Below are 17,649 nucleotides of genomic sequence, written 5' to 3'. Positions count from 1 at the left end.
CGCGGACGTAGCCACAATGATCCGTCGGCGAGGGTAGCGCGGATGGTGCGCATCGAATCCGCTGTCCACCGGACGATCCTGGTTGTCGACGTCGAGAAGTTCGGCGCGCCGGACCGGACGGACCGCCACCAGGTGGCCGTGCGCGCGGGTGTGTACCGGGCGTTGCGGCGGGCGTTCGCCAAGGCGGACATCCCCTGGCGCCGCTGCCACCGCGAGGACCGTGGTGACGGCGTGTTCGTCCTCGCGCCCCCGGACGTGCCGAAAGCGCGTTTCGTGGAGCAGTTGCCGGGGGAGCTGGTCCGCGCCCTGCGCGAGCACAACAGCACCCACGCGCCCGAGGAGCGGATTCGGCTGCGGATGTCGTTGCACGCGGGCGAGATCCGCTACGACGACCACGGGGTGACGGGGACGGCGATCAACCTCGCGTTCCGGCTGCTCGACTCCTCCCCGTCGAAGTCCGCGCTGGCCGCGTCCTCCGGGGTGCTCGCGGTGATCGTCTCGTCGTGGTTCTTCGAGGAGGTGGTCCGGCACGGCGCGATCGGTCCGGACACGTTCCACCCGGTCCGGGTCGAGCTGAAGGAGACCGTGGCGGTCGGCTGGATCGGCCTGCCCGACGACCCGCGTCCCATCGTGGAAACGGGCACCGCACCGCCGGAACCGGCCGCACCCCGGCCCGGAGTGCGGCGGACGCTGCCACGCGACACGAACGCGTTCACCGGCCGAACGGACGAGGTCGCGCGACTGCTGGCCGCCGCCGAAGCCCGTGACCAGTCGGCGGTGGTCGCGATCGACGGCATGGCCGGCGTTGGCAAGACAGCCCTCGCCGTCCACGCCGCCCACCGGATGGCCGACCGCTTCCCGGACGGCCAGCTGTTCCTGCGGCTGCACGCACACAGCGACGGCCGGAACCCGCTGGATCCGTCCGAAGCGCTCGCGTCCCTGCTGAGCGGGGTCGGTTTCGACGCCAAGCACATGCCGACCAGCCTGGACGACCGGGCGGCGCTGTGGCGCGACCACCTGTCCGGCCGGCGAGTGCTGCTCGTCCTGGACGACGCGGCGGGCCCTCAGCAGGTGGAGCACCTGCTCCCGCCCACCGCGGGATGCCTGACGCTGATCACCAGCCGCCGCCGGTTGACCTCGCTGGACAACGCCATGACGTTGACGTTGGGCACCCTCCCGCCGCACGACGGCGCCGCGCTGTTCGTCCGGCTGTCGGGTCGCGAGGCCGCCGGAGCGGGACCGGTCGGTGAACTGGTGCGACTGGGCGGTCACCTGCCGCTGGCGATCTCACTGCTCGCCGGACGGCTGCGGCACCACCCGTCGTGGACGGTCGAAGACCTCGTGGACGACGTCCGCACGGCACGCGACCGGCTCGGCGAGATCCGCGCCGAGAACGTCGCGGTGGCCACCGCGCTGGACCTGTCCTACCGGAACCTCTCGGCGGACGGACAGCTGCTCTTCCACCGCCTCGGCCTGCACCCCGGCGTCGACCTGGACGCACACAGCGCCGCCGCGCTGGCCGACATCCCGCTGTCCGACGCCCGTGCGCTGTTACGCGGCCTGTACGACGACCACCTGCTCGACGAGCCGTCCCGCGACCGCTACCGGATGCACGACCTGGTCCGCGAATACTCGCGTGCCGTCGGCGGCGGCGACGGAGCTGCCGAGCACCGTCAAGTCCTGGACCGGCTCTTCTCCTACTACCGGCGGACCGCCGCCGCGGCCGACGACCTGATCAGCGATGACGCCGTGTCCTACCTGCTGATCCCACCGCACCGACCACTCGGCACGGGCGAGTCGCACCTGACCACGGCGACCGAGGCGTGGGCGTGGATCCGGGCCGAACGCTCGAACCTGATCGCCTGCCTGCTGGACGCGGCGAACCGCGCCGAGCACCGCCACGTCGTGGACCTGGCGGAGGCCATGACCACCATCCTCGACACGAACGGCCCGTGGGACAAGGCCGCACTGGTCCAGGAGGTCGCCGTCGCCGCGGCACGCCACATCGGCGACACCGCCCGTGAGGCGACCAGTCTGGTCCACTTGGGACATTACCGGGCGCGGACCGGGAACTACCGCGGTGCGATCGACACGCTGACGCAAGGCCTGCACGCGCACCGTGAACTGGGCCGGCCGCAGGGGCAGATCCTCGCCCTGATCGGGGTGGGGGCCGCACGGCGGCAACTGGACGACTACACCGGAGCGGCCGAAGCGCACACGCAGGCACTGGAGCTGGCCCGTGCCGAAGGCAGCCGTGAGCACGAGGCCAACGCGTTGAACGAACTCGGCATCGTGCGGCAGGCACAGGGCGACCTCGCCGCCGCGGCCACGGCGCACACCCGGGCCCTGGACATCTACGAAACCCTCGGCCACCGCCGCGGACAGGCTGATGCGCGCGTCGAACTGGGGCTGGTGCGGCGGGCGACCGGGAACCACGCGGCGGCACTGGAACTGCTGTCCCGAGCCGCCGCCGACTTCCACGAGCTCAGCGACAGCTTCAACGAGGCGTTCGCCCTCAACCACCTGGGCACGGTGTTGAGGCTGACCGGCGACCCCGGCGAGGCGATCGGCACACACCTCACCGCACTGCGCGTCAGCGCCGCGTGGGGCGACCGACTCGGCCACGCCGTCGGCCTCAACGAGTTGGGCGCGGCGTATCGCGTCGCGGGCGACCACCCGGCCGCCGCCGAAGCCCACCGCCAGGCCCTGGACATCTACCAGACCATCGGCCACCGCACGGGGGTGGCCGAGACCCTGAACCAGCAGGGAAACCTCCTCCTCGCCACCGGCACGCCGCACGAAGCGTGGGACCGGTACAACCTCGCGCTGCGCATCGCCCGGGAGATCCACGTCCCGCTGGAGGAAGCCCGCGCACTCGACGGTCTCGGCAACTGCGCCACGGCCCTGTCCCAACCCGACACCGCGCTGTCCTGCTTCCGGCAGGCCCTGGAGATCTTCGAACGCATCGGCGCCGCCGAGGCGGCCGAGACGGCGGAACGGGTCAAGTCCGGTCGGCTCCGTGCACCCGCGACTCGGCTTCAGTGAACGGCGGGTCGGTCAGCGGCGGACGGCCCGGACCGCGCAGGACGCCGAGCACGACCCGGGGTGACAGCAGCCGTCGCATGGGCGCGGACAGGGTGTACGCGTCGATCTGCGCCCTGGTGACGGTGGCCCGGCCGGTCGCCGCCAGGATGAGCCGGTCGAGGTAGCGCTCCTGGAGGTGGGTGGCACGGCCCGGCTTCGGGCCGATCGTGGCGGGGTAGCGCAGGTCCTGTCCGACGGCCATGTCCCACGCGTCGTTCATGACGCCGGCGAACCTCCGTTGGAGGCGCTTGGCCGCGCGGCCGTGGAGTCCGTGTCGGGCCAGACCGTCGCGCAGCGCGATCGCCTGCCGGGCCACGACCGTCATGCCGTGCCCGTACACCGGGTTGAAGGCGCACGCGGCGTCGCCGAGCACGACGAACCCGCTCGGCCAGGGGGAGAGGCGTTCGTAGCGGCGACGGCGGTTGACCGTGCCGTGGAACGCGAACGGCCGGGTGAGCGGTTCCGCCGCGCTGATCAGGTCCGCGATGGCGGGGTGGCGCAGGCCGCGGGCGAAGGCGAGGAAGCCTTCCGGGCTGACGTCCGGTTCACCGCCGCGCGTGCCGGCGAGGCTGACGATCCACCGGCCGTCCTCGATCGGCACCAGCACACCGCCCTGGCCGGACCGCATCGACCGGGGATCAGCGCCGATGTTCAGGCCCGGGAAGCCCGCCTCCGCGCCGGCGGGAGCGCGGTACACGCACGTCGCGTAGACCATGCCGGAGTCGACGCGGTCCTCCCGCACGGCAGGTAGACCGAGCGCGGTGAGCCAGCGGTCCGCCTTGGATCCGCGGCCGGTCGCGTCCACCACGAAATCCGCGTCGATATCGCGCTCGGTCCCGGTGTCGCGGTCGCGCACGCGTGCTCCGGTGACCTTGGTGCGGTCGCCCAGCAGCCCGACGACGTCGGCGGCTTCCACCAGGTCGACCCGGTCCATCGCGAGAACCCGTCGTTCCACCGCGCGGTCGAGCAGGGCGCGACTGCACCCGATCACGAACTGCATCTCGTCCAGCCGGGGCAGCCAGCCGGACTGGGTGAACACCAGCAGCCGGTTCGGCAGCCCGATGTGGTGCGCACCCGCCTCGACCAGGCCCGCGGTGAAGCCGGGCAGCAACTCGTCCAGGGCACGGCTCCCACCGGCCATCAACACGTGGGTGTGACGGGTCTGCGGCGCCCCTCCGCGGTGGCCGTCGTCGGTGAAGCGGTCCCGGTCGATGATCGTGACGCGGTCGACGTGTTCCGCGAGGACGGATGCCGCGAGCATCCCCGCCAGGCCGCCGCCCAGGACCAGTGCGCGTGTGCTCGGCACGTGGGTGCTCTCCCTTACCTGATTACCGACGAGTCGCCGTGGTGGCCGGCCGGCCACCGGACAGGGCCTCGGCGACCACCGGGCCGACGAACGCCCTGGCCACCAACACGAGTCGGGTGCGCTCACTGGCGAACGCGTGCTTGGCCGGAAGGGGACCGTCCTGGTCGGCCGGCGTGGTGTCGGCCGTCGTGGCGCCCCGCGCACGGGCCAGCAGGGCGGCCTTGATCTGCGCGGCCTCCTTGACCGCCCACATCTCCGCCTCGGCCAGGCCCGGTTCCGCGGCACGTCGCTCGACCGCGCGCTCGACCGCCGGGTCGTGGCCCGGCCGCAGTCGGTGCAACCAGTCGTTGATCTCGATGACCCGCCAGAACAGCCGGTACTCGGGGTCGAAGCGCTCCCGCAGCGTTCCGGGGGCGTGCCGCATGGCCGGGTCGACCGCGCGCAGCGCCCGCCACAGCGGACGCAGCCGCACGTGGTCCCGGATGGCGTCCCGAACCCGTGCCACCCGTTCACGCAGGTGGGACAGGCGCGGACCCCACGCCGCGATGCTCGCGCCGACGACGACCACCGGCACCGCGAGGTTCAGCGTCTTCGGCGCGGCCACGCTCCACGAGCCCAGCTCCGCGCCGAACCAACTGCCCACGACGGCGATGAGCACGATGGCGGCGTAGGCGGACCCCACCAGGACACCGACCGCGTTGAGCCGCAGCCCGCGCCGCAACCACGGCTGGTCCTCCGGCGTCTCGTCGGCCCACGACCAGCACAGGCGGACGACGTTGAGCAGCCCGACGAGGAACGTGAAGTGGTAGAGCACCAACAGTTCCGCGAGGTACGGCGTGTCCGCGTACGCCGCCGGGAAGTCGCCGTGGTGCTCCTCGGCGGGCGCGCCCAGCACGAACAGCACGATCATCGTCGCCAGGACGAACGCGCAGACGATCAGCACCCGCCGCGTCGTCCGCCACGCCCGCGCGGGCGGGTGACGCCAGTACAACAGCATGGCCTGGTTCGCCGCGACGAAGGCGACACCGAAGCTGTAGACCAGCATCACGGACAGGTTCGGTATCCCGGTGAGCCGGTCGGAGTTGACCCCGATGACCGGCGCGAGGAACAGGAACGCCGGTGCCGCCGTCACGCAGTTGAGACAGATCGGCAGCACCGCGGCCCGCCGTTCGGGCGGTGCCTGCCGGAACGCCCGGTACTTGTGCGCGAGCAGCACCAGCACGCCGCCGGCGCTGAGCAGGTAGAGCACGTCATCCACGGGGGCCTCGCTCGGGCGAGTACCCGAACGAATACCACGCCCGCGTCACCAGGTCGTCCCCGTCCGGCAGGGACGGCGCGTGCTGCCGCCGGCCCGCCCACTCGATCAACGCCCGCGTCAGCACGCCCGCGACGCGATCGGCCTCGCGTTCCTCCTTGCGGGACAGGTCGGTCCGGCTCGCCAGGATCTGCAGCATCGACGGCGACAGGTCCGGGTAGAGCAGGCGGCGGCCTTCCTCGGCGTCGAGCCGCGGCGGCTGGTGGCCGCAGAGCATGTGCGCGATCTCGTGCAGCAGGATGAGCAGCCGGTGCACCCAGCTGCGGGCCGTGGTGACGATGATGACGTGCACGTCGTCATCGGTCACCGCCCACAACCCGCTCGTGCCGCCCGCGCCGAGGTCGTCGAACCGCAGGATGATCTCCCGCCGAAGGCGCAGGGCCATGACCTCGCACAGGCGGACGCACACCGCCTCGGTGGTCGCGGACTTGTCGAGGTCGAGTTCGCGGATCAGCCCGTCGCGCAGTTCGCGCAGGTCCTTCGCCTTCATCCGGTCACCACCCGGGCCTGTGTCCGCCGCCCGGCACGGCTGAGTCAGCGGGACTCGTCATCGGCAACCACCCCGTCGGCAACCACTCCGGACGCTTCGGGTTCCAGGGCTCGTCTGATGGCGTCCTCGGCCGCGACGCCGGGGTGCAGCGCCCGCACCAGGGCGAGCAGGATCTTGTTCCGGACGCCCGGCGGCGGGGGTTGTTCCGCGGTGCGCAGGATGACGGTGTTGACGCCGAGCTTGTCCATCGCCAGCCGGGTCTCCAGCTGTTCGTCGACCCGAGCGGCCAGCTCGTCGTCGAAGAAGTACGCGGGCGCCGCGCCGAACGCCTCCGCCAGCCCGAGGATGTGCTTCAACCTCGGGTTGTCACTCGTGCCGGCCAGGAGTTCGCGGATGTAGTTGGCCGAGATGGAGCCGTACGGGCCGCCGCTGATCCGGGCGGCGACCTCCTCCGGCGAGAACGGGCCCCGGTTGGCCGGGTACACGGTGTTGAACAGGTGCTTCAGCGCGTCCCGCCGCCACGCCGGTCTCTCGTCCCCGTGCAGCCGCGTGCGTCCGCCGACGAAGCACGCCGGGTGCACGCGCAGGGCGTTGGCGAGGCCCTCGATCGTGCGGCACGTGGGGTTGTCCTTGTCGCCCCGGCGCAACTGCGAGATGTAGGTGTGCGTGATCTCGCCGCCGTCGAGGCGGATCTGCTCGGCCAGTTCCACATTCGTGTACCGAGGCCGGTCGCCGGGGTGCAGGCACAGGTCGTCGAGAATATCGGCGAATAGTCGCTGATGGGCCGCGGTCATGGTCATCCCCCGTACGCACGACTGCCGCCACTCGCCCGCATTTCCACTGGGAGTGGCACGCCAAAGCTACTCCGCAACAGCAGTTGATTCCAGGGTGGGGGCCACAGTAGCCTTGCCGAGGCGGTTCCACTGAAATTGGGGGTCGGGGGCCTCGGGCTTCCTGGCAGTGGAACGTGAGGGGCTGGCTGCGCGGTACAGCGAGATCCCGGGTGACCACGCCGGCCGTCACCAGGCCCTGCGGTTGTGCCGCCGCTTCCGCCACGGCGGCACGCGTTGAGGGGTGCGCAGGGCCGGGGATCTCGCGGGCCGGGATCTTCAGGCGGGACCCCCGGTTGACCCAGTGGTGCGGTCGACTCAGTGGTGCACCGGCCCGGACTCAGTGGTGCACCGGCCCGGTCGACAGCAGATCGGCGTAGTCGGCGGGCAGTTGGGCCGCGAAGTCGTCCACCTCACCCTGCGGCAACGTGTTCCGCAGGGCCGTGACCACGGCTCGCGCGTGCTGTCGGGCCTGCCGCGGTGTGCAGTCCCGGCCTTCCTCGGCGGCGACCCGCTGGTAGAACTCCTCGACACCGAACCGCTCGCCCGCACCCTCCTCGGGCAACGCGCTGGACAACGCCGGCGGCAGTTGCGAGGCGAGGTGGCGTGTCTCGCCGCCGGTCAGGCGTCGTCCCAGGACCTGGAGCGTGGCACGCACGGCGCGCTCGGCGTCGTCGGTGCTGCCGATACCCGTGCTCTCGCGCACGGCCGAAACCAATTCGTGCTCCTTCATCAGCGTCCTCCTTTCGGTCCGCCGGCCATTGGGTTGCCACTTGTCCCGGTGCCGCAACCCTCCACCTCACGTGTCGGTCTTGGCCGACCTGGATACCCAGGTGACGTCGGTTCTCGCCGAGCACGGGAGGTGGACGATGTCCAGCCCGGACAGTGCGGTCGGGCTTGGTGCGGTGGTCGTCGGGTTCGACGGCTCGCAGCGGGCGCGGCAGGCGGCCCACTGGGCGGCGCGCGAGGCGGTGAGCCGAGGCAGGCGCCTGGTCATCGTGAACGCCATCCGCGGGCCGTTCCCCGAGGTGGTGGTGACGCCCGTGTCCATGCCGCTGCCCCAGTTGGTCGACGAGAAGGCCGTGCGCGCGTACACGAACGACCACCTCGCGGAACTCGCCGACGAGTGTGAAGAGGTGGCACCCGGGGTCGTGGTGGACACCCGTGTGTTCGACGGACATCCCGCCGCGGTGCTGAGCGAGGTCGCCCGGGAGGCGGTGCTGCTCGTCGTCGGCTCGTCCGGCGCCACCGGCCTGGCCAGGGTGTTCACCGGCTCGATCACGGCGGACCTGGCGCACCACTTCCCGGGTCCGGTCGTGGTGGTCCGTGACGCCGGGGGCGACGACGGGCGCGTGGTGGTCGGGGTGGACGGGTCGGTGCCGAGCGACCGCGCGGTCGATTTCGCGGTGGACTTCGCCTCCCGGCACGGCCGCGTCCTGGTCGCCGTGCACGCCACCACCGGACTGCCGGCGGACGCGCTCGCGCCCGGCGGGGTCTGGGGCCAGGGGCTCGGGCTGGGCATCGACGCCGAGCAGCTCCGGAGTTCGGCCGAGGCCCTGATCGCCAAGTCCCTCGAGGGTCCGCTGGAGCGACACCCCGAGGTGCGGGCGGAACAGGTGGTGTCGTTGTTGCGACCCGCCCAGGCCCTGATCGAACAGGCCGAGGGCGCCGCGCTGCTGGTCGTCGGCCGCCACGGGCACGGAGCGGTGCGCCGCGCGCTGCTCGGCTCGGTCAGCCACGCCATGCTCCACCACGCGCCCTGCTCGCTCGCGGTCGTGCGGGGTGACTCACCGAAGGCCTGACCACTTCGCCCGGCCCCGTCGTCGCCGGCGTCCTTCGCGGATCACCAGCGCTACCGCCCGGACGCCCGGTGACTGATGGTAGGAAGGCCGGGTGAGTATCTTGGATGACGGGGCCGGGCTGCGGCTCGCGCAGGACGAGGTCGTGTCGCTCGCCAGCGAGTTGATCAGAATCGACACGACCAACACGGGGGATCCGGCCACGGTCGTCGGGGAGCGCGCTGCGGCCGAGTGGGTCGCGGAGAAACTGGGCGAGGTCGGCTACGAGACCACCTACGTCGAGTCCGGGGCCAAGGGACGCGGGAACGTGATCGCCCGCCTGGCCGGCGCCGACCCGTCACGGGGCGCGCTGCTGGTCCACGGCCACCTCGACGTGGTGCCCGCCGACGCCTCCGAGTGGTCCGTGCACCCGTTCTCCGGCGCGGTCCAGGACGGGTACGTGTGGGGCCGCGGCGCGGTCGACATGAAGGACATGGTCGCGATGACCCTGGCCATCGCGCGGCGGTTCAAGCGGGACGGGATCGTGCCGCCCCGGGACATCGTCTTCGCGTTCCTGGCGGACGAGGAGGCGGGCGGCATGTTCGGGGCCAAGTGGCTCGTGGACAACCGGCCCGAGCTGTTCGAGGGCGTCACCGAGGCCATCAGCGAGGTCGGCGGGTTCTCCATCACGCTGAAGGACGACGTCCGGGCCTACCTGGTGGAGACCGCCGAGAAGGGCATCCGGTGGCTCAAGCTGCGGGTCCGCGGCACCGCCGGGCACGGTTCGATGATCCACAACGACAACGCGGTGGCCAAGCTCGCGGCCGCGGTCACCAAGCTGGGCCAGCACCGGTTCCCGGTGGTGCTGTCGCCGTCCGTGCGCGAGTTCCTGGCCGGGGTGTCGGAGATCACCGGGCTGGAGTTCCCCGAGGACGACATCGAGGGCGCGGTCGGCAAGCTCGGCGCGCTGTCCCGGATGATCGGGGCGACCCTGCGCGACACGGCCAACCCGACCATGTTGTCCGCCGGGTACAAGGCGAACGTCATCCCGTCGTTCGCCGAGGCCACCGTGGACTGCCGGATCCTCCCCGGCCGCGAGGAGGCGTTCGACCGCGAGCTGGCCGAACTCCTCGGCCCGGACGTGGAGCGCGAGTGGCTGGGGCTGCCGCCGGTCGAGACGACGTTCGACGGCGCGCTGGTCGACGCGATGACGGCGTCGATCACGGCCGAGGACCCCGGCGCGAAGGTGCTGCCGTACATGCTGTCCGGCGGTACGGACGCCAAGTCGTTCCAGCAGCTGGGCATCCGCAACTTCGGCTTCGCGCCGTTGAAGCTGCCCGCCGACCTGGACTTCTCCGGCCTGTTCCACGGCGTGGACGAGCGGGTGCCCGTGGACGCGTTGCAGTTCGGCGTCCGGGTGCTGGACCGGTTCCTGCGCAACTCCTGAGCCGCGGCGGGTGCCGTTCGCGCGATGCGGACGGCACCCCCGCCCGGTATTGCCCGACCGCATTTATCGTGGTTTGAATGACACTCGCATTCACTCGATCGAATGCACGGGTGACGGATTGGACAATCGGTCCGCGTGGCCGCCTCGATACTGCTCGGAACTCGAATCCGACGGAAGAGGCGGATGTGAACAACCCTTTGTTCCGCGGTGTCCACGCGCTGCTGTCGGTCGCCCGGAGCCTGGTCGACCGGCCCCGCTGGCGGCTCCGCCCGGGACGGAGCGATCTTCGCGGCGACCGCCCGCTGCCGCTGCTGTGCCTGATCCGCGATTCCGGTCGCAACCCGGTGCTGGAGGCGTTGTACCGCCACCTCGACCGGGCCGTCGCGCCGCGAAAGCGGAAGGTGCCGTTCGCCTACGTGGACGCGGCGCGGGCCGCCGAGGACGCCAGGGAGCGGTGGTCGGGAGTCGAGCGCGAGGTGCCACTCCTGCCGCTGCTCGACGTGCTGCACCGCAGGCTGCTGTCCGACCGGTTCGGCGAGGACCGGTTGAGCTGCTTCCGCCACTACCGGCTCGTCGACTGGCTCACCGGCCAGCGCCTGCCGCCCGGCGACAGGCGCGACGACCGCACGGTCGTGGACCTGCTCCGCGACTGGCACGCGGTGACGGACAGCTCCGCCGCGGCGGAGCAGCACGCGGCGGTGGCGCAGACGGTCGCGCAGTCCGCCTTGGAGCGATTCCTGGTTGCGGTCTTCCTGGCCTGGCACCGCCCACTGCGCTTCTGGTTGTGGGTGCACGGCGCGCCGTTGGTCGGCAGGGAACCGCGCTGGTTGATGCGCCAGCCGTTCATGGTCCCGGGACACTCCACCAGCTTCACCGGGTTCGCCGAACGCCTCACGGTGGGCAGGCGCGACGAGGAGAACCTGGAGCAGCTGAAGAAGCTGCTGGTGCACGCGTTCCTCCAAGACCTGCGCCTGGCCTACCGGCCTCGCGGACTGCGACTGCGCCGCTGGCGCCGCACGGCGTACACGGTCGTTCTCCTGGAAGGCATCACCGAGGAGAACGGCGGCTGGGAACTGCTGCGGATCATCAACGACGTCCGCAACGAGTCGACCCAGCACGACCCGGTGCTGGTGATCGCCACGGCGGAACGCAAGCCCGACGACCTCCAGCCGGGACGACCGGTGGCGCCGGTCAGCCGGATCAAGGCCGAACTGGACGCCTGGGTGGACGGGTTGCCCGCCCACCGGCAGTCGCTGCGCCCCGACGCGCGGTTCGTCTTCGCCTGGCTGCCACCGCAGGTGGACGACGACGTCACGGACAGCACCCTCAGCCAGGACGACGAATCGGCGTGGCACGACCTGGGTCGCTTCCAGCCGCGCAGACCTCCGTTGGCCGCACGGAAACCGGTCGTCGTCGCGGTGGTGGGCGTCGTGCTGGTCGCCGGGTTGCTGACCGGTGGCCGCTGGGGGCTGGCGCGCGCGAAACACGACTGCCTGCCCGATCCGAGGGCGGGCGTCGCCGTCCGGTGGATCGAGGGCACCAAGTCCTGCGTCGGCTACAGCGACAGCGCGGCGCACGTGTTCAGCTCCGACAAGCGGCTGCGCGCGGTCCAGCTCGCGGTGTTCGAGCTCAACGCCGTGGCCGAACGGCTGCACGAGGAGAACCCGGTCCGGGCCATGGTGAGCGTGGTCTACTTCGCCGATCTGACCCACTCGATGGGCGATCCCGGCGCCGATGCCTCCGTCGCCGAGGAGCTGGAAGGCGTGCTGATCCGTCAGAAAGCCCAGAACAAGCAAAGCGCCTCCGAGCCGTTGCTCCGGGTGGTCGTGGCCAACGGGGGTGATCAGATGAAGGCCGCCCGCACCGTCGTGGACGACCTGCTCGCGCCCCTGCTCGCCGACGACCCCTCGATCGTGGGCGTCATCGGCATGGGGTTGACCGTGCTGGCCACCGAGAGCGCCATCGGGGCGCTCGGCGACCTCGGCACGCCGGTGCTGGCCACGTCGTTGACGGGTGAGGCGCTGGGCGAGCGGTCTCCGCTGTACTTCCAACTCGTGCCGGGAAACCGGGTGCAGGCCGCACTGATCGCCGGATACGCCCGCAGCGTCGGCAAACCCGTCACCGTGTACCACCCGCGGCGGCTGTCGGACAACTACCTCGAGAGCCTGGTCGGAGAACTGGGCGCGGCGATCGACGGCGAACCCGCCGTCCGGCTCTGGAACCAGCGGGTCGGCGAGGTCGAAATCGTCTGCGGGCAGCAGAACATCGCCTTCTACGCCGGCCGGGAAGGGGAGTTCGCCGGATTCCTCAAGGAGGTCGTCGGCCAGTGCGGGAACGACCGGCCCGTGGTCATCGGCGACGACGCCGTCTCGCGGTTCGTCGCGCAGGGCAGCCTGCGGTCGGAGAACGAGTTCAAGGGCATCCCCGTCTCGTACGTGTCGATGGGCGCTCGCGTCGTCCTGGCCGGGCCGGACTGCCTGAGCAAGGGCGAGCCGGCCGTGCAGACCGTCTCCTCCGGCTCCGAGCCGGGCGCGCGCCCGCTCGTCGCGTTCTGCGCCGGTCACCACGAACTCCGCGACCCGACCACCGGGAGCGGTCGGGTCGCGGAGTTCGCACGGCTGCTCGCCGAGCCCGGCGACCGCATGTCGTGGCCGGGGGAGCGGATCGGGGTGGCCTACGACGCGGCCAGTCTCTTCGTGGAGGCGGTGCGGAACAACCAGAACCGGGAAAGGGTGCCCAACCCGGACCAGGCGTCGCCCAGGACCGGTCCGGCACACACCGTGCACCGGGCGGCTGTCGCGCAGGAACTGCGTGAGCCGAACAAGTTCGAAGGCGCCACCGGCCGGATCGACTTCGCCGCGTCCCGGACAGGGCTGACCCGACCTCTGGCGATCCTGACCATCGACGACATCCACGACCTCGGCCAGGTGCCGAAGTGCGTGCACGAGATCAGCCTGCCGGTGAACGGGTCGACGCACGGTCCGCTGGTGACCGCGGACTGCTGACGGGGGCGGTCGCCGGGGGATTGACGGCGCGCTGTGGGTGCTGCATGGTCTAAACCAGTACCAGATGTGAGAGCGCTCTCAAGGATCGACTTGCCTTGGCGCGTGGCCGACCCTGCACCGGCCACGCGCCTCCCTGCGGACAAGGAGGACCACGTGCGCATGACAACGTTGACAAAGGTCGGTGTGGCGACCGCTCTGGTGGTGAGCGGACTGGTGGTCGCGCCGACCGCCCAGGCCGTGCCGGTTCCGGTCGGGCAGCCGTCGTCGGAACAACCGTCGTCGGAACAGCTGTCACCGGGACTGGTGTCCTCGATGCGGGCCGCGTTCGGCCTCACCGTGCAGCAGGCCCTGACCAGGATCGACCAGGAGGCGAAGGCCACCGAGCGGGCGCCGTCCGCGCGTGCCGCGGCCGGGTCGTCGTTTGGCGGCAGCTGGTTCGACCAGGACAAGGGTGTGCTCGTGGTCGGCGTGACCGACGCCGAGGCCGCCGAACGGGTCCTGGCCACGGGCGCCGAGGCACGGCTGGTCGACCGGACCGCCGTGGAACTGGACCGGGTCAAGGACCGCGTGGACGCGCTGTCGGCGGCCGGCAAGGTGCCGTCCGCGGTCACCAGCTGGCACCCGGACCCGCGCAGCGGCGCGGTGGTGGTCGACGTCCAACCCGGCGTGCAGACCGCTGAGGTCGCGGAGTTCCTGGCCGAGGCCAGGGCACTCGGCCCGGTCGAGGTGAACACCGAGGGCGTCACCGCGCCCGTGCCGTTCGCGGCCGGGACCGTCGGCGGCGACCCGTACTACACCGGCAACGTCCGCTGCTCCATCGGCTTCTCGGTGCACGGCGGCTACGTCACCGCCGGGCACTGCGGCCGGAGCGGCGCGCAGGTGTACGGCTGGGACCGGTCCTGGCAGGGCCAGTTCGCCGGTTCCTCGTTCCCCGGCAACGACTACGCGTGGGTCCGCACCGGCGGCGGCTGGTGGAACGTGCCGGTCGTGCTCGGCTGGGGCACGGTGAGCGACGCGCTGGTGCGCGGCTCGTGGGAGGCGCCGGTCGGCACGTCGGTCTGCCGCTCCGGCTCCACGACCCGCTGGCACTGCGGCGTCATCCAGACCCGCAACGAGACCATCCACTACGCGCAGGGTGACGTGCACCAGATGGCGGGCACCAGCGTGTGCGCAGAGGGCGGCGACTCGGGCGGCTCGTTCATCACCGGCGACCAGGCGCAGGGCGTCACGTCCGGCGGCTACGGCAACTGCTCGTCCGGCGGCCGGACCTGGTTCCAGCCGATCAACGAGATCCTGTCCACCTACGGCCTGACCCTGCTCACCGCCTGACAACTCACTGCCTGACAACTCGCTGCCTGACGACGAACGTGGACCCGCCCGTGCGGTCACGGGCGGGTCCACGTCCGGTTGTCGCTTCAGGACGTCACTCCAGGATGAAAGTGGCGTCGGCGCGGGCGACGGTGTCCGTCGCGGTGGTCAGGTTGACGGTCGTGCCGTTGTGGCGGAGGTAGTTGCCGGGGAAGTTCTGCGACTCGAACGACACCGCCGAACTGGACGCCAGGCCCGCCCGGCGGAAGAAGCTCGCGTCGGCGCGGAAGAGGGCGGTGCCGTCGTTGCGCTCGACCCAGAACTCGTTGTTGCGGTGCCGCAGGTAGTAGCCGGGGAAGTTGGTCGACTCCAACGACACCGTGCCGGAACCGTTGAGGCCCGTCACGATGCGGAACTGCGAGTCCGCCAACGGGTTCACGTTGGCCTCGACCCTCGCCCGGTACTCCCAGTGCCGGACGAACCGGTCCGGGTAGTTGTAGGACTTGAGCCGGACCGGGGTGACGCCGTCGGCGACCGGGATGCCGAAGTTCGGCGTGCCGTCGGCGTTCCAGTACAGCTTCTGCACCCGCGTGCGGCGGTTGGGGTCGTTGAGCGGGTCGCCGGAGATGTCGCGGTAGTTGCGGTCGTGGTAGACCAGGATGTCGCTCTGGCCGTCCTCGGAGACGGTGAACGAGTTGTGGCCGGGACCGTACTGCCCGGTCGAGGTGTTGCTCGCGAACACCGGGGTGGCGGTCTTGGTCCACGACGAGGCGCTGAGCAGGTTCGCCGTCGAGGACGCGGTCAGCAGGCCGAGGCAGTAGTTCGCGTCGGTGGCGCTGGCCGAGTAGGTCATGAACAGCCGGCCGTTGCGCTCGATCACCGACGGCCCTTCGTTGACCCGGTGGCCGACGGTCTCCCAGCTGTAGGTGGGCACCGAGATCCGGGCCACCGTGCCGGTGATCGTCCACGGCGTGGAGCCCATGCGGGCGAGGTACAGGTTGGTGCCCGTGCCGACCGCAGGGTCGTTCTGGGCCCACGACAGGTACCGCACACCGTTGGCGACAAACGTCGTGGCGTCCAACGAGAACGTGTCCAACGGGGTCGAGATCCGGCCGCGTTCGACCCACCCGCCGCTGAGCGGGTTGGCGTTGGAGGTCTCCAGCACGTACATCCGGATCTTCCAGATGTCGTCGGTCCGACCGGCGGCGAAGTAGATGTACCACTTGCCGTTGATGAAGTGGATCTCCGGCGCCCAGATGTGCGCGCCCATGTCACCGCTGGTGTGCTTGCGCCAGATCACCGTCTCCGGCGCACTGGCCAACCCCTGGATCGTGGTGGCCCGCCGCAGGATGATCCGGTCGTACTCCGGCGCGGTCGCGGTGAAGTAGTAGTAGCCGTCGGTGTGCTTGAAGATGTGGGGATCGGCCCGCTGGTTGGCCAACGGGTTCGTGTACTGCACCGCGGGTGACGCCGTCGCCGCGGGCGTCACCACCACCAGGCCCGCCAGAGCGGTCATGGCCGCCAGCGCGACCACGGCCAGCCTGCGAACGATCGACCGGGGAACAACCCTGTTCATCGGTTCTACTCCAAGTAAGGTCAGGCCAGCGGTGCGGTCACCGTGAACGAGGCGTCCCCGTTGAACACGGAGTCGGACGCACGCAGGTCGAGCCGCATCTCGTAGTTGTAGTGGCGCAGGTAGCGGCCGGGGAAGTTGAACGACTCGAACGACGTCGTGCCGGCGCCCGCCAGACCGGCCCGCCCGCAGAACGTCGCGTCCGCGCGGAACACCGCCGACCCGTCGTTGTTGTTCAACGCCAACCGCATGTTGTTGTGCCGCAGGTAGTAGCCGGGGAAGTTGACCGACTGGAACGAGTAGCAGTTGCTGTTCGCCAGGCCCGCGACGATGTTGAACGTGGCGTCACGCCGGTCGTTCAGCGCGCTGGACGAGCTGAGCGGGTCCACGTAGGCCAGGTTGTCGCGGTGCCGCAGGTAGCGGTCCGTCACGTTGGCCGATCGCAGCGAGCGGTTGCCCGTCGCCACCGCCGTGCTGTCGCCGACGTTCTCCCGCAGCACGGTGAAGTGCCGCGCGGTGCCGGACAGACCGGGCAGCTCCACCTTCGCGCCGAACGTGCTCAGGTTCGAGCTGTCGGCGTAGTAGTAGCGCCTGGCGCCGTACTGGTCGAAGTAGATCCGCCACGAGCCGTTGGGCAGCTGCACCAGGGCCGGGCCTTCGAGACCGGAACCCCAGCCCGCCCAGTTGCCGGTGCCGACGAACGACCACGGACCGTTCAACGACGTCGCGGTGGCGTGCTCGATGTACTTCGTGGTCTCGTTCTTGAGGAAGTTGTGGTACGTGCTGCCGACCTTGACGATGTAGCTGTCGATGTAGTTCGCCGGGATGCCCAGGGCCGTGGGCGAGGTCCACGAGGACAGCGCGCTGTTGGTCGCGGTGATCCGGTACGGCCGGAACTGGCCCGCGGTGCCCGCCGTGGACGCGGAGAAGACGACGTGCACGCTGCCGTCGGAGTCCTTGAACCACTCCGGTGCCCACGTGCTGCCGGTGGAGCCGTTGAGGCCGACGGTGACGTTGCGCAGGAACGTCCACGTCGTGTAGTCGGCGCTGCGCGCGAAGCCGATGGTGTCGCCGGTCCAGTTCGTGGTGTAGACGATGTAGTAGTAACCATCGGTGTGCCGCATGACGCTGGGGTCGCGGATCAGGCCTGACGGCGGCGTGTAGGCGTTGGACCGGACCAGGTCGAAGTTCGTCGCGTTCGTCGAGTCGTACACGTACATGTTCGACTCGCTGCTGTTGGTGAACGCCGTCATCAGGTAGTGCGGCACCGGTCCGGCCGCGAGGGCGGCCGGTACTGGTCCGGCGAGACCGAACGCGGCGACGACCAGGCTGGTCACGACGGCGAGCAGGGTGCGCTTGCGCATGGGCGGCTCTCGGGTCGGTAGGGGTCGGCGGCGATTGTTAGCGTTAACATTTCGAGCAGTTGCGAAACAGCGGGTTAACGGTGGCGGGGGCATATTGGTAACCCGGTGCGCGCGCCGTTGTCAATATGTGGTGTCAAGTTAATTAGCGT

At 70.8% G+C, this 17,649-nt stretch carries 12 protein-coding genes; 5 read left to right on the top strand and 7 right to left on the bottom strand.

Annotation, left to right across the window (positions count from 1 at the left end):
* Positions 1-42 precede the first annotated feature (42 nt).
* Positions 43-3,045, top strand: coding sequence for an ATP-binding protein (locus tag FM051_RS36310; protein WP_158851324.1), 3,003 nt, complete (start codon positions 43-45; stop codon positions 3,043-3,045).
* Here FM051_RS36310 and FM051_RS36305 read toward each other — a convergent pair.
* From FM051_RS36305 to FM051_RS36285, 5 genes are all read right to left on the bottom strand, one after another.
* Positions 3,002-4,390: an FAD-dependent oxidoreductase gene (locus FM051_RS36305; protein ID WP_158851322.1), complete on the bottom strand. Its 1,389-nt coding sequence runs from the start codon at positions 4,388-4,390 to the stop codon at positions 3,002-3,004. The genes FM051_RS36310 and FM051_RS36305 overlap by 44 nt on opposite strands.
* Positions 4,391-4,412: 22 nt before the next feature.
* Positions 4,413-5,648, bottom strand: coding sequence for an MAB_1171c family putative transporter (locus tag FM051_RS36300; RefSeq protein WP_158851320.1), 1,236 nt, complete (start codon positions 5,646-5,648; stop codon positions 4,413-4,415).
* Positions 5,641-6,195, bottom strand: coding sequence for a hypothetical protein (locus FM051_RS36295; protein WP_158851317.1), 555 nt, complete (start codon positions 6,193-6,195; stop codon positions 5,641-5,643). Before FM051_RS36295 ends, FM051_RS36300 begins: the two co-directional genes overlap by 8 nt.
* Before the next feature lie 44 nt (positions 6,196-6,239).
* Positions 6,240-6,989 carry a hypothetical protein gene (locus tag FM051_RS36290; RefSeq protein ID WP_158851315.1) on the bottom strand — a complete coding sequence of 250 codons (750 nt, stop codon included), beginning with the start codon at positions 6,987-6,989 and terminating at the stop codon, positions 6,240-6,242.
* Positions 6,990-7,365: 376 nt separating this feature from the next.
* On the bottom strand, positions 7,366-7,758 hold the full coding sequence (locus FM051_RS36285) for a DUF2267 domain-containing protein (protein WP_158851313.1): 393 nt from the start codon (positions 7,756-7,758) through the stop codon (positions 7,366-7,368).
* 79 nt (positions 7,759-7,837) lie between these two features.
* Here FM051_RS36285 and FM051_RS36280 point away from each other — a divergent pair, with 79 nt between their 5' ends.
* From FM051_RS36280 to FM051_RS36265, 4 genes are all read left to right on the top strand, one after another.
* A complete protein-coding gene (locus FM051_RS36280) occupies positions 7,838-8,827 on the top strand; it encodes a universal stress protein (RefSeq protein ID WP_158851311.1) in 990 nt (329 codons plus the stop codon).
* A 100-nt stretch (positions 8,828-8,927) separates the two neighbouring features.
* The gene (locus FM051_RS36275; protein ID WP_158851462.1) at positions 8,928-10,250 is read left to right on the top strand and encodes a M20/M25/M40 family metallo-hydrolase; all 1,323 of its coding nucleotides are present in this window, start codon (positions 8,928-8,930) and stop codon (positions 10,248-10,250) included.
* Positions 10,251-10,435: 185 nt separating this feature from the next.
* Positions 10,436-13,255 carry an ABC transporter substrate-binding protein gene (locus FM051_RS36270; RefSeq protein WP_158851309.1) on the top strand — a complete coding sequence of 940 codons (2,820 nt, stop codon included), beginning with the start codon at positions 10,436-10,438 and terminating at the stop codon, positions 13,253-13,255.
* 159 nt (positions 13,256-13,414) lie between these two features.
* Positions 13,415-14,584 (top strand): S1 family peptidase, encoded by a 1,170-nt coding sequence (locus FM051_RS36265; RefSeq protein WP_158851307.1) that lies wholly within the window; start codon positions 13,415-13,417, stop codon positions 14,582-14,584.
* Positions 14,585-14,678: 94 nt separating this feature from the next.
* Here the strand turns inward: FM051_RS36265 and FM051_RS36260 are convergent, their stop codons facing one another.
* Positions 14,679-16,139 carry a family 43 glycosylhydrolase gene (locus FM051_RS36260; protein ID WP_202919191.1) on the bottom strand — a complete coding sequence of 487 codons (1,461 nt, stop codon included), beginning with the start codon at positions 16,137-16,139 and terminating at the stop codon, positions 14,679-14,681.
* Between the two features lie 20 nt (positions 16,140-16,159).
* Complete coding sequence (locus FM051_RS36255) at positions 16,160-17,500, bottom strand: glycoside hydrolase family 43 protein (RefSeq protein WP_158851305.1); 1,341 nt, start codon at positions 17,498-17,500, stop codon at positions 16,160-16,162.
* Positions 17,501-17,649: the final 149 nt, after the last annotated feature.

The organism is Saccharothrix deserti (assembly GCF_009769385.1).
Taxonomy (GTDB): Bacteria; Actinomycetota; Actinomycetes; order Mycobacteriales; family Pseudonocardiaceae; genus Actinosynnema; species Actinosynnema deserti.
This window is presented reverse-complemented; position numbering and strand designations above follow the sequence as displayed.